General features: G+C 69.4%; 12 protein-coding genes. 4 read left to right on the plus strand and 8 right to left on the minus strand.

The features are described from left to right. Window positions 1–9: 9 nt before the first annotated feature. The 5 genes from BJY22_RS29280 to BJY22_RS29300 are packed head-to-tail and all read right to left on the minus strand — an operon-like array spanning window position 10 to window position 5,592. Window positions 10–1,692: an ABC transporter substrate-binding protein gene (locus BJY22_RS29280; RefSeq protein ID WP_337759386.1), complete on the minus strand. Its 1,683-nt coding sequence runs from the start codon at window positions 1,690–1,692 to the stop codon at window positions 10–12. Beyond that, entirely contained in the window at window positions 1,685–2,677 is a 993-nt protein-coding gene (locus BJY22_RS29285) for an ABC transporter ATP-binding protein (RefSeq protein WP_167213015.1), read from the minus strand. The genes BJY22_RS29280 and BJY22_RS29285 overlap by 8 nt, the downstream gene beginning before the upstream one ends. Further along, entirely contained in the window at window positions 2,674–3,672 is a 999-nt protein-coding gene (locus tag BJY22_RS29290; protein ID WP_167213018.1) for an ABC transporter ATP-binding protein, read from the minus strand. Before BJY22_RS29290 ends, BJY22_RS29285 begins: the two co-directional genes overlap by 4 nt. After that, window positions 3,665–4,663: an ABC transporter permease gene (locus tag BJY22_RS29295; protein WP_167213020.1), complete on the minus strand. Its 999-nt coding sequence runs from the start codon at window positions 4,661–4,663 to the stop codon at window positions 3,665–3,667. The genes BJY22_RS29290 and BJY22_RS29295 overlap by 8 nt, the downstream gene beginning before the upstream one ends. Further along, window positions 4,663–5,592 carry an ABC transporter permease subunit gene (locus BJY22_RS29300; protein WP_167213023.1) on the minus strand — a complete coding sequence of 310 codons (930 nt, stop codon included), beginning with the start codon at window positions 5,590–5,592 and terminating at the stop codon, window positions 4,663–4,665. The genes BJY22_RS29295 and BJY22_RS29300 overlap by 1 nt, the downstream gene beginning before the upstream one ends. 163 nt (window positions 5,593–5,755) lie before the next feature. Between BJY22_RS29300 and BJY22_RS29305 the strand changes: the two genes are divergently transcribed. Further along, a complete protein-coding gene (locus BJY22_RS29305) occupies window positions 5,756–6,598 on the plus strand; it encodes an alpha/beta fold hydrolase (RefSeq protein WP_167218803.1) in 843 nt (280 codons plus the stop codon). Next, window positions 6,598–7,290 carry a nucleotidyltransferase domain-containing protein gene (locus tag BJY22_RS29310; RefSeq protein ID WP_167213026.1) on the plus strand — a complete coding sequence of 231 codons (693 nt, stop codon included), beginning with the start codon at window positions 6,598–6,600 and terminating at the stop codon, window positions 7,288–7,290. Before BJY22_RS29305 ends, BJY22_RS29310 begins: the two co-directional genes overlap by 1 nt. Here BJY22_RS29310 and BJY22_RS29315 read toward each other — a convergent pair. Genes BJY22_RS29315 through BJY22_RS29325 form a run of 3 tightly spaced genes read right to left on the minus strand, consistent with a single transcriptional unit; the run spans window position 7,287 to window position 9,168 of the window. Next, entirely contained in the window at window positions 7,287–7,919 is a 633-nt protein-coding gene (locus tag BJY22_RS29315) for a hypothetical protein (RefSeq protein WP_167213029.1), read from the minus strand. The genes BJY22_RS29310 and BJY22_RS29315 overlap by 4 nt on opposite strands. A 35-nt stretch (window positions 7,920–7,954) precedes the next feature. Further along, a complete protein-coding gene (locus BJY22_RS29320) occupies window positions 7,955–8,611 on the minus strand; it encodes a hypothetical protein (protein ID WP_167213032.1) in 657 nt (218 codons plus the stop codon). After that, on the minus strand, window positions 8,608–9,168 hold the full coding sequence (locus BJY22_RS29325) for an RNA polymerase sigma factor (RefSeq protein WP_202891309.1): 561 nt from the start codon (window positions 9,166–9,168) through the stop codon (window positions 8,608–8,610). Before BJY22_RS29325 ends, BJY22_RS29320 begins: the two co-directional genes overlap by 4 nt. Window positions 9,169–9,239: 71 nt before the next feature. Between BJY22_RS29325 and BJY22_RS29330 the strand changes: the two genes are divergently transcribed. Together BJY22_RS29330 and BJY22_RS29335 are read left to right on the plus strand one after the other, a co-directional pair. Next, window positions 9,240–10,751, plus strand: a complete 1,512-nt coding sequence (locus BJY22_RS29330; RefSeq protein ID WP_167213035.1) for a metallopeptidase TldD-related protein — start codon at window positions 9,240–9,242, stop codon at window positions 10,749–10,751. After that, the gene (locus BJY22_RS29335) at window positions 10,748–12,154 is read left to right on the plus strand and encodes a metallopeptidase TldD-related protein (protein WP_167213037.1); all 1,407 of its coding nucleotides are present in this window, start codon (window positions 10,748–10,750) and stop codon (window positions 12,152–12,154) included. Before BJY22_RS29330 ends, BJY22_RS29335 begins: the two co-directional genes overlap by 4 nt. Window positions 12,155–12,203 lie beyond the last annotated feature (49 nt).

Raw genomic sequence — 12,203 nt, forward strand, 5'->3', positions numbered from 1 at the left:
CTTGCCCGGTTACTTGCTGAGTCCGACGATCAACTGGTTCGGGTACGGCGGGTACGCGGACAGGTAGAAGTTCTGCACCTTCGACCCGTGCAGGAACGCGTTCCGCGCGTACAGCAGCGGGACGATCGGCGCGTCGGCCATGATCTGCTTGTCCACCGCGCCCCACATGCCGGCCGCCTTGGTCCGGTCCGGCTCGGCCGTCGCCGCGGCGATCGCGGAATCGACCGCCGGGTTCGAGTAGCGGGAGATGTTGTACCCGCCGTTGCCGATCTCCGAGGACGCGAACAGCGGCTGGATGTTGCCGAGCGCGCTCGGGTAGTCCGGCAGCCAGCTGGACACGGTCAGGTCGAAGTCCGGCTTGTTACCGGTGATCAGGTCGGTCAGCGGCTCGCTGTCCAGCGGCTTGATCGTGACGTTGATCCCGGCCCGCTTCAGCCCCTGCTGGATCGCCTGCGCGACGCCGAGACCCGTGGTGTTGTCGGCGGCCAGGACCAGGTTGAGGTTGCTGACCCCCGCGGCCGCGAGCAGCTGCTTCGCCTTCTGCGGGTCGCCCGCCGGCGGCGCCTGGTACAGGTCGTACTTGCCGTAACCGTCGATCCCCGGCGTGATCAGCGTCGACGCGATCTCACCGCCGTACTCTGGTCCGCCCTCGGCGACCTGGACGGCCTGCTTGTCGACGGCGTACTGGATCGCCTTGCGGACCTCGGGGTTCGCGAGCGCGGGACGCTTGGTGTTCATCGCCAGGTACTGGAGCGCACCGGACGGCGACGTGGCCACGCGGGCCTTGACCGCGGGGTTGCCGTTGACCGTCGGGATCAGTGCCGCCGGGACCGACGTACCGGTGGTGGCGGCGAACTTGTCGTCGCCGGCGTCCGCGATCAGCCGCTGGTTCACCACGTCCGGCTGCAGCCCCATGTTCAGCACGATCGCGTCCGGCAGGCCGGTCCGCGCCGGGTCGGTCGACTTGTCCCAGTTCGGGTTGCGCTCCAGCTCGAGCTTCGAGCCCGGCGTGTACGACTTCACCTGGTACGGGCCGCTCGCCACCGGCTTCTCGCCGTAGTGCGCCGGGTCGGTGTCGGCCTTCTTCGGGACCGGCGAGAACGCGGGCATGCTGACGATCCACGGCCAGTCGCCGTACGGCTTGTTCAGCTTGAAGACCACCGTGGTGTCGTCGGGCGTCTCGATCGACGCCAGCTGGCCGCCCTTGTACGGGCCGGTGTACTTGTCGCCGCCGACCAGCAGCGACTTGTGGTAGCCGAGGCCGCCGGACAGCTCGGGCGCGAACGACCGCTCGATGCCGTACTTGATGTCGGCGGCAACGATCGGCGAGCCGTCGGCGTACTTGAGGCCCGGCTTCAGCTTGTACGTCCAGGTCTTGCCGCCGTCACTCATCTGACCGGTGTCGGTGGCCAGGTCGGGCACCAGCTCGGCGGCCTTGCCCTGCTCGGTCTTCCACGACGTCAGGCCGCGCAGCACCAGGTGGATCGAGCTGATCCCCAGGTTCTGGCTCTTGGCCGGGTCGAGGCTGATCTCCTTGCTGGTGGTGAGGATGTGCCAGGTACCGCCCTGCTCGGCGGCCGCGGTGCCGCCGCCACCCGGGGCCGACCTGTCGTTGGCGTTGCAAGCGGCCGCCGCCAGCGCGAGCACGGTCGCAACTGCGACCGCGCGGACTATGCCCGAAAATCTAAACACTGCTTGATGTCCTTTCGGAAATGAGGGGCTCAGGGAAGTAGCAGGCGGCACGACGCTCGGTATTCCCGTGGACAGGTTCCAGCACCGGTCGTTCGGTCGCGCAGACGTCCTCGGCCTTGTAGCAGCGGGTCCGGAACGGGCAGCCGGACGGCGGGTCGATCGGGGTCGGCACGTCCCCGGTCAGCACGATCCGCTCGCGGACCGCACCCGGTTCGGGCACGGGTACGGCGGACAGCAACGCCTTCGTGTACGGATGCGCCGGCGCCTCGTAGACCTGTGCGGCGGGGCCTTCCTCGACGATCGTCCCGAGGTACATCACCGCGATCCGGTCGGCCACCTGGCGGACGACGGCCAGGTCATGGGCGACCAGCACGTACGACAGGCCGAGCTCGTCGCGCAGGTCGGCCAGCAGGTTCAGCACCTGCGCCTGCACCGACACGTCGAGCGCGGACACCGGCTCGTCGCAGACCAGCAGCTCGGGCTTGACCGACAGCGCCCGCGCGATCCCGATCCGCTGGCGCTGACCGCCGGAGAACTCGTGCGGATACCGCTCCAGGTGCTGCTCGGCGAGTCCGACCTGCTCCAGCAGCTCGACCAGCTGGGCCCGGGTCGGGCGGATCCCTTGCGCACGGAACGGCGTACTGAGGATCGTGCCGACCGACTGCCGCGGGTTCAGCGAGGCCTGCGGGTCCTGGAAGACCATCTGGATCTGGCGGCGGATCGGCCGCAGCCGGCGGCCCTTGATCTTGGTGACGTCCTTGCCGCCGATCTCCACCCGGCCCTGCGTCGGATCGAGCAACCGCGTCGCCACCCGGGCCAGCGTGGACTTGCCGGAGCCGGATTCGCCGACCAGGCCGAGCGTTTCACCCTTCCGTACGACGAGGTTGACGCCGTCGACCGCGCGGACGGCCTGCGCCTGCCGCCACGGTGCGCCGCGCAGGCCGAAGTACTTGCGGACGTCCTCGAGCTTCAGCAACTCGGTCATTCGACCACCTCGGGTCGCCGGCCCAGATGGCACGCGGCCTCGTGATCGCCCTCGCCGGGGCGCGGGGTCAGCTCGGGCCGCTCGGTCACGCAGCGCTCCCCGACCAGATGTGTGTACGCGCAGCGCGGCTGGAACGGGCATCCGGTCGTGATCGACCCCGACGCCGGTGGACTGCCCGGAATCGTCGTCAGCCGGGGTTTCGGCGGTACGTCGACCCGCGGCATCGCACCGAGCAAACCGAGGCTGTACGGGTGCGCCGCCCGCCGGAACAGGTCCCGGACCGTGCCGCGCTCGGCCGCGCGCCCGGCGTACATCACCAGGACGTCGTCCGCGACCTCGGCGACCACGCCGAGATCGTGCGAGATCAGCACCAGCGCCGTACCGAACTCCGCCTGGACGTCGTCCAGCAGGCGCATGATCTGCGCCTGCACGGTGACATCGAGTGCGGTCGTCGGCTCGTCCGCGATCAGCACTCTCGGGTCGTTCACCAGAGCCATAGCAATCACGACCCGCTGCCGCATTCCCCCGGAGAACTCGTGCGGGTAGCTGTCGGCGCGGCGGGCAGCGTCCGGGATGCCGACCTTGTCCAGCATCTCGACGGCCCGTTGGCGTGCGACCTTCTTCGAGACGTCGTGGTGCAGCCGGTATGCCTCGGCGACCTGCCAGCCGACCGAGTAGTACGGGTTCAGCGCGGACAGGGCGTCCTGGAAGACCATCGCGATGTCGTTGCCGCGGATCTTGCGCAGGTCGTCGCTGGGCAGACCGATCAGCTCGCGGCCGTCCAGCAGGACCTCTCCGCTGACATCGGCGTTCGACGGCAACAGGCCCATCACCGCGGCCGAACTGACGCTCTTGCCGGACCCGGACTCGCCGACGATCGCCAGGGTCTCCCCCGGCGCGACCGAGAAATCGATGCCGTCGACGGCCGGCACCCGACCGCCCTCGGTGCTGAACGTGACGTGGAGGTCGTGGACCTCGAGGACTGGTTCAGCCATGACTCACCCTCGGGTCGAGCACACCGTGCACTACGTCCACCACCAAGTTCGCGAGGATGATCAGGAACGCCGAGAACAGCGTCACGCCGACGACCACGGCCACGTCGAGCTGACCGACCGCGCTGATCAGCAGGTCGCCGAGGCCCTGCATGCTGAAGACCTTCTCGGTCAGGATCGCGCCGCCGAGCAGACCGCCGAGATCGAGACCGAACAGCGTGATCACCGGCACCAGCACACCGCGCAGACCGTGGGTGAGCACCACCCGTGCCTCGCCGGCGCCCTTGGCGCGCGCGGTGGTGATGTAGTCGAGGTTCAGCTCCTCGAGCATCTGCGAGCGGGTCAGCCGGATGTACGAGGCCGCTTGCAGGATCGCGAGCACGATCCAGGGCGTGATCAGGTGCCAGGCCCAGTCGACCGGGCTCTCGGTGAGCGGGATGTAGCCGTTGACCGGAACCATGTTCAGCCAGAACCCGAACACCAGGATCGCCAGCAGACCGAGCAGGAACGACGGCGTCGACACCCCGATCAGCGCCACGCCGACGGACAGCCGGTCCAGGATGCGGCCGCGGTTCAGGGCCGCGATCACGCCGAGCGAGACGCCGAACAGCAGCCACAGGACCGCGGCGCCGAGCGCGATCGACGCGGTGATCGGCAGCCGGTCCACGATCAGCGTGGTGACCGGGCGCGCCAGCGGGAACGAGTAGCCGAAGCACGGGGCCTGGCAGTGGACGGCCGCGGCACCTTCGCCGAACGTCCTGCCGGCGAAGATGCCCTTCAGGAAGTTCAGGTACTGCTGCAGGGTGCTCTGGTCGAGCTGCATGAAGTGGCGCGCCTGCTCCAGGCGGTCCGGCGTACACGGCTTGCCGCACGCCAGGTGGGCCGGGTCGGCCGGGATCGCGTAGAAGACCAGGTAGACGGCCAGGCTGAGCGCGAGCATCACGAGCAGTGCCGCGAACAGCCGCCGGACGACGAACCAGACGAGATCGGGCATCAGTTCGTCCTCCGCAGCCGGACGTCGAACGCGTCCCGGACGCCGTCACCGAGCAACGTGAACCCGAGGACGGCGAGGAACAGCATCGCGCCCGGGAACAGCAGGAACCACGGGTCCGCGCCGGTGTAGACCCAGGCGATCGAGTCGGAGATCGAGCGGCCCAGGCTCGGTGTCGGCGGTGGTACGCCGACGCCCAGGAAGGACAGTGCCGCCTCCGCACCGACGTACCCGGGAACGGCCAGCGTGGCGATCACCAGGACCGGGCCGAGCAGGTTCGGCAGCAGTTCGCGGGTGATCACCATCCAGCCGGTCGAGCCGACGCTGCGGGCGGCCTCGACGAACTCGCGGGTGACCAGCGAGCGGGCCTGGTTGCGGATCAGCCGGGCCAGGCCGGCCCAGCCGAAGACACTGAGCACGCCGATCAGCAGCAGTGTCCGGGACACCCTCGTCGGGACAATGATGCCGAGGGCAATCATGAAGACGAGCTGCGGGAACCCGAACAGGAAGTCCAGCAGCCGGGACACGATCGCGTCGTACCAGCCGCCGAAGTACGCCGCGCTGATGCCGAGCAGGGTGCCGATCACGGTCGTGATGACGGTGACCGTGATCGCGATGACCAGCGACGTCCGGAGGCCGAGCACGACGATCGAGAACAGGTCCCGGCCGGTCAGCGGCTCGACGCCGAACCAGTGCTCGCCGCTGATCCCGCCGAGTGCTCCGCGCGGCGCATTGCCACGCGCCGGGTCGAGGAGGTCGATGTGGTACGTCGTCGCGTCCTGGCCGGCCAGCTTCACCAGCAGCGGCGCGGCCGCGGCGATCACGATCAGCAGGGCGACCACCACCACGCCGACCCGCGCACTGCGATCGCGCCGCATCCGTCGCATCGCCTGCCGGGTGGGCGAAACGGTCCCGGCGACCGAGGAAGTCACAAGCACTCCTGACAGGTTCGAATCACAGTCATGTGATGGCCGACAAAACCTAGGCGGCATCCTCCCACCACCGCGGTCGCATCTCGAATCCCGAAAATGTTCGGTCGTTAACTCGGGATTCGGCTAGCTGCTGCCGGGTGGTTACGCTCCGCAGGTGGATCAGATGCTGCGGATCGGCGACCGGATGCTCATGTACGCCGTGTACGGCGCGGAGGACGGCGTACCCGTGATGTCGTTCGGCGGTACGCCGAGCACGCGGTGGAAGCGGCCGGAGGTGGTCGCGACCATCGAGACCTCGGGACTGTGGATGGTGATGCCCGACCGGCCCGGGTACGGCGGCTCGACTCGGCAGCCGGGCCGGACGGTGGCGTCGGTCGCCGACGACGCTGTCGCGGTGGCTGATGCCCTCGGGTGGGAACGCTTCGCGGTCACCGGTGGCTCCGGCGGCGGACCGCACGCGCTGGCCTGCGCGGCCTTATTGCCCGACCGAGTGACTCGTTGCGCCGTCACTGCGAGCAACGCACCACCGATCGTCGACGGCCCCGAGCCGACCGAGGCGGAGGAACAGGCGTATCCACGGCGCAACCGCACGTCCTGGCTCGCGGTGCACGGCGACCTGCGGCCAGGGCTGGAGAAGACGGCGCGGTCGATCATGGCCGCCGTCGTGGAGGGCGGACCGGAGTTCCCGCCCGACCCCGGCTCACCACCGGGGCCACCGGCTCGTGAGGATCCCGCGGCGGTGGCGCGGCTGACGGCCACCTTCGTCACCAGCCACGACGGCTGGATCGACGACCACATCGCGTTCGCGACTCCCTGGGGCTTCGATCTGGGTGACATCCGCGTGCCGGTCAGCCTCTGGCACGGTTCGGCCGACGAGCGCGCCGGCAAGTACGCCGACCACCTGGCCGCCGCGATCCCGCACGCCGAGCGCAAGTGCTACGTGGGCGGCCACATCCCACCGACAAATGCGTACCGCGAACTGCTCCGCTGGCTGACACTGTCCTGATGGACCTTGCACGCCAACTCGTTCAGGAGCTGTATCCGGATGCCCGCGCCGCGTGGCTCGGTGGGAGCGTGGTGCGCGGCGACGCGGGCCCGACGTCCGACCTGGACATCACGGTGTTGCTGGACGGTCCGCCGGCGCCCCGGCGGACGTCGCTGGAGTACGGCGGTTGGCCGGTCGAGTTGTTCGTGCACACCGAGAAGTCGCTGCGCCATTTCGCCGACAAGGACCAGGCACGACGCCAACCGACGATGATGCGGCTGGTCGGCGAGTCCGTCGTACTGGTGGACATTGACGGGTCAGGTGCACGCCTGCAGCAGGAGTTCCTTGCCGAGGTGGCCGCAGGGCCTGAACCACTGTCCGCGGACGAGTTGAGGCAGCTGCGCTACGGGATCACCGACTTGCTGGACGACCTGGCTGGTGCGGCTGGTGATGTGCGGTTGGCGGTCACGTCGGTGTTGTGGCAGGAGGCGGCCCGGTTGCTGCTGACCGGTGCGGGTCATTGGTCCGGTACCGGCAAGGGTCTGCTGCGCGAGCTCACGGCGTACGACGTTGCTCACGGCACCGATCACGCGACGGCGTTGCTGGACGGCGTACGGGCGTCCGACAACCGCATCGTGGCCGCGGTCGACCGCATCCTCGCCCCACACGGTGGCCGCCTGTTCGCAGGTTTCGAGCTGGTCGCGAACATCTAGTCGATCAGCTCCCAGCGGCGCTTCGGGAAGAGGCGGAAGGCGACGACGGCGAGCGCTGCGCCGAACAGGACGCCGGGGATGCTCCAGCGCCAGCCTGTGAAGACACTGGTCGACTGGACCTGCGCTGCTGGGGCAGGTGCCGGTTCGGGTTCAGCTGCGGTCTCAGGCGTGGCTTCAGGCGCCGCATAGCCGTCGCCAATTGCCGGGCCGCCTTGGAACTCACCGCTGAGCAGGTTCAGGTCGGACAGCAGTCTGACAAGCTTGGTCGGGTCGGTGGCGCGATGCCAGGTCGGACTGGTCGACCTGACCTCCCCCATGGTGAGCTCGGTGAGGATCCACGGCCCGCCGGGTGCGTCGGGGTAGATGATGTCGATCCGCCACACGGACATGTCGTGGATGAGCCAGGTGGCGCGGACGAAGCGGCCGCTGCGGTGGTCACCGCCGGGCTCGCGGTCGTTGGGTTCGGTCAGCGCGCGGAGTGCGTCGTACCGCGGGTCGTCGTAGCCGAAGGCGGTGACGTTCGGGGGTGCGCTGAGCACGACGCTGGTCGGACCGCCCGCTGACGCGGGGGCTGTCGACAGAGCGGTGAGGACGAGGAGTGCGGCGAGGGCGAGAGTACGGCGGACCATGGCTGCTCCTTTCACAACTGGTACACCGCTCGCGCTCAGAAGGTTCCGGCCGCCAGCTCCACGGCACGTGCCTTGCCGGCTCCTTCGAGGCGGAACGTGACACCGTCGCGCTCCCAGACCAGCGTCGGACCGGCGATCCGTACGACGCGTTCGTCGAGCAGCACCAACTCGTGCGGCGTACTGAACCAGAACCCGTTGACCTCGGGTACGCGCTCCAACCGGTCGTAGTACTTCTTGGCGTACAGCGGCGAGATGCCCGACTGGAACTGCTCCAGCCGCAGCCCGTCCCAGCTGGCCGCGATGAATCCGCGTGACGCCTCCATGCCGCTTGGTGCACCGAGGGCCTTGGGCAGCTTGGGTGTGAAGCCGGCGACGCTCGCAGCCTGGTCCACGGACAGGTGGCCGCTCACTGTCGGAGGTGGTGGCGCAGTACTCGGACCGCTCCCAACTGGTTGTGCCTGCACTCCCCCGATCTGAAGCCACTCTGCGACGGTCGCACGCACCGGAGGCGTCAGCGCCGCGCCCGCAACCAGGACGAGGAACCCAGCAACGAATGCACGCCACCTGTCCCGCAGCCGCTTCCGCACCGGGAGGTCAGCCACCCGAGTCAGCACTGCGGCGGTCAGATCGTCAGCTACCGGAGGTACGACGGCAGAACGCCCGACTGCCCGCAGCTCGTCTTCGAGGCTCATCGCTGCACCTCCTTGTCGGGCAGGGCATCGCGCAGGCGACCCAGTGCGCGATGCAGGCGTGACTTGACTGTCCCGCGGGGCCAGCCGAGTACTACTGCGGTCTCCTGCTCGTCCAGATCCAGCAGGTACCGACAGGTCACCACCAGGCGCATCTGGTCCGGCAGCGCCCGTACGGCGGCCAGCAGCTCGGTGCGCCGCTCCAGCGACACCGCCTCGTCAGCCGGATCCAGTACGACGTCCAATGGCGCCGCCCGCTGCTCACGCTGCGTCCGGCGCCCGCGTGCGCGGACAGCGTTCCGGGTCTCGTTGGCGACGATCCGCAACAGCCAGGGCCGGAAAGCAGCACCCTCCCGAAACCCGCCCAGCCCCCGGTACGCCTTCACGAACGCTTCCTGTACCACGTCGTCCGCGTCCGCACCGGCGCCCAGCAGCACCGCGGTCCGCTTCGCCACCAGGGCATGCCTGTTCACCAGCTCGCCGTACGCGGCGCTGTCGCCACCGCGGACCCGAGCCAGTACGTCGGCCTCGTCACCCTCGCTGATCGTGTCTCCTGTCAACTTCTGGTCATGTCACTACACCGTCACTACACCGCCGGGGATTGTCGGGTTCCGTGTATAAGGTCGGTTCCGTGCCTGATATCGACGCGAGCTTCCTCGCTCTCCCCCGGCAGGAGCTGGCCGCGGCCGCCCTGCAGCGTGCCCGTGATCTCGGGGCCGGCTTCGCAGAGTTCCGGCTGGAGCGGATCCGGTCCGAGTCCATCTCCCTGCGCGACAGTGTGCTGGAGAGCGCGAAGGACGACGAGGACCTCGGTCTCGCCGTGCGCGTCATCCACGACGGCACCTGGGGTTTCGCGGCCGGTGTCGCGCTGACCGTCGACGAGGCGGTCGGCCTCGCCGAGCAGGCGGTGCACATGGCGCAGGTCTCCCGCCCGATCAACGCCGAGACGATCGAGCTCGCCGACGAGCCGGTGTACGACGACGTCACCTGGATCTCGTCGTACGAGATCGATCCGTTCACCGTGCCACGGGCCGAGAAGGTCGCGCTGCTGACCGGCTACAGCGACCGTCTGCTCGAGGCGGAGGGCGTCGCGCACGTCAGCGTCCATGTCGCCACGATCCACGAGTGCAAGTACTACGCCAACACCGCCGGCACGTCGTACACGCAGCAACGCGTCCGGATCGGTCCGGACATCACCGCCCACGCCGTCGCCGAGGACCGCTTCGACTCGATGTCGTCGACCGCCCCGCCCGCGGGCCGCGGCTGGGAGTACATGACCGGCACCGGCTGGGACTGGGACGGCGAGCTGGCGCGGATCCCCGGCTGGCTGGCCGAGAAGATGGCCGCGCCGAGCGTCGAGCCGGGCACGTACGACGTGGTCATCGACCCGTCCAACCTCTGGCTCACCATCCACGAGTCGATCGGCCACGCGACCGAGCTCGACCGCGCTCTCGGCTACGAGGCGAACTACGCCGGCACCAGCTTCGCCACCCTCGACAAGCTCGGCACGCTGCAGTACGGCTCGCCGGTCATGCACGTCACCGGCGACCGCACCGCGGAGCACGGCCTGTCCACCGTCGGGTACGACGACGAGGGCGTGGCCGGCCAGCAGTGGGACCTGGTCAAGGACGGGATCCTGGTCGGGTACCAGGTCGACCGCCGGATGGCGAAGAAGAACGAGGACGTGCTCGGCACCTCGCGCTCCAACGGGTGCGCGTACGCCGACTCGTCCGGCCACATCCCCATCCAGCGGATGGCCAACGTCTCGCTGCAGCCCGCGCCGGACGGCCCGTCCACGGAGGAGCTGATCAGCCGGGTCCGGAACGGGATCTACATCGTCGGCGACAAGTCCTGGTCGATCGACATGCAGCGGTACAACTTCCAGTTCACCGGCCAGCGGTTCTACAAGATCACCGACGGCAAGCTCGACGGACAGCTCCGCGACGTCGCCTACCAGGCCACGACCACTGACTTCTGGGGCTCGATGGAGGCCGTCGGCGGCCCGCAGACGTACGTCCTCGGCGGCGCGCTGAACTGCGGCAAGGCCGAGCCCTCGCAGAGCGGCGCGGTCAGCCACGGCTGCCCGTCCGCGCTGTTCCGCGGAGTCCGCATTCTCAACACCACCCAGGAGGCCGGCCGGTGACCGCCGTACAGCTCACCCCGCAGGACACCGTCGAGCGGGGCCTGGCGCTGGCCGCGGCCGAGGGCGCCGACGGTTGCGTCGTCCTCGTCGCGGAGACCTCCAGCACCAACCTGCGCTGGGCCAACAACACCCTGACCACGAACGGCGCGATGCGCGGCTCCAGCGTGACCGTGATCGCCACGGTCGGCGCCGGTAAGGGTACGGCGGCCGGCGTCGTCGGCCGCTCGTCGGTCACCGAGGACTCGCTGCGCGAGATCGTCTCCGCCGCGATCGCGACCGCCCGCGCGGCCGGGCCCGCCGAGGACGCGCGGCCGCTCGTCGACGGTACGGCGAGCGCGGACTGGGATCTCGAACCCGAGGTGACCTCCGTCGGCGTGTACGAGAAGTTCGCGCCGTCGCTCGGCGAATCACTGCGGCGGGCCGCGGCCGAGAAGCGCCGGCTCTACGGCTTCGCGAACCACGAGGTCGCGACCTTGTACGTCGGCTCGTCGACCGGACTGCGGCTGCGCCAGGCGCTGCCCCGCGGGTACGTGTCGTCGACCGGCAAGAACGCCGACCTCAGCCACTCGGCCTGGGTCGGCACGGCGACCCGCGACTTCACCGACGTCGACGCGCTCGCGCTCGACGGCGAGCTCACCCGCCGGCTCGGCTGGGCGTCCCGGACGGTCTCGGTCGACGCGGGCCGGCACCCGACGATCCTCCCGCCGGCCGCGGTCGCGGACCTGATGACGTACTTGTTCTGGCAGCTCGACGGCCGGGACGCGTTCGAGGGACAGACCGTGTTCTCCAAGGCGGGTGGCGGCACCAGGATCGGCGACACGCTGTCGTCACAGCCGGTGACCCTGCACTCGGACCCGGCGCTCGCTGGGCTCGAGGCGTTCTCGTTCGCGGTGGCGCGGTCGTCCGGCGGCTCGTCGAGCGTGTTCGACAACGGGCTCACGCTGGCCGCGACCGACTGGATCCGCGGCGGCAAGCTCGAGCACCTGATGACGAGCAGGTACACCGCCGACCTGATCGGCGCGCCGACGGCCACTCCGGACATCGAGAACTACGTGCTCTCGGTGGACGGCGCCAGCGGGTCGACCGACGACCTGGTGACCGGTCTCGACCACGGTCTGCTGCTGACCTGCCTGTGGTACATCCGGGTCGTCGACCCGCAGACGCTGCTGCTCACCGGCCTGACCCGCGACGGCGTCTACCTGGTCGAGAACGGCGAGGTCACCGGGGCGGTCAACAACTTCCGCTTCAACGAGAGTCCGGTCGACCTGCTGTCCCGCTTCGGCGCGGCCGGCACGACCGTTCCGTCGTTCTCGCGCGAGTGGGGCGACTACCTGTCCCGCACTGCGACACCACCGCTGCTGATCCCGGACTACAACATGTCCAGCGTCAGCCAGGCCAGCTGACACCGCCTGGCACGAGCTGCAGAAAAATGCGAACGCCCCGCGAGAAATC

Origin of the sequence: Kribbella shirazensis (assembly GCF_011761605.1) — a bacterium.
In the GTDB taxonomy this organism is placed as follows: Bacteria; Actinomycetota; Actinomycetes; order Propionibacteriales; family Kribbellaceae; genus Kribbella; species Kribbella shirazensis.

Bases quoted from the DNA above. Each gene is read 5' to 3' on its own strand.
- BJY22_RS29315 (WP_167213029.1), bottom strand. From the start codon at position 7,919: ATGGTCCGCCGTACTCTCGCCCTCGCCGCACTCCTCGTCCTCACCGCT.
- BJY22_RS29290 (WP_167213018.1), bottom strand. From the start codon at position 3,672: ATGGCTGAACCAGTCCTCGAGGTCCACGACCTCCACGTCACGTTCAGC.
- BJY22_RS29285 (WP_167213015.1), bottom strand. From the start codon at position 2,677: ATGACCGAGTTGCTGAAGCTCGAGGACGTCCGCAAGTACTTCGGCCTG.
- BJY22_RS29320 (WP_167213032.1), bottom strand. From the start codon at position 8,611: ATGAGCCTCGAAGACGAGCTGCGGGCAGTCGGGCGTTCTGCCGTCGTA.
- BJY22_RS29310 (WP_167213026.1), top strand. From the start codon at position 6,598: ATGGACCTTGCACGCCAACTCGTTCAGGAGCTGTATCCGGATGCCCGC.
- BJY22_RS29305 (WP_167218803.1), top strand. From the start codon at position 5,756: ATGCTGCGGATCGGCGACCGGATGCTCATGTACGCCGTGTACGGCGCG.
- BJY22_RS29295 (WP_167213020.1), bottom strand. From the start codon at position 4,663: ATGCCCGATCTCGTCTGGTTCGTCGTCCGGCGGCTGTTCGCGGCACTG.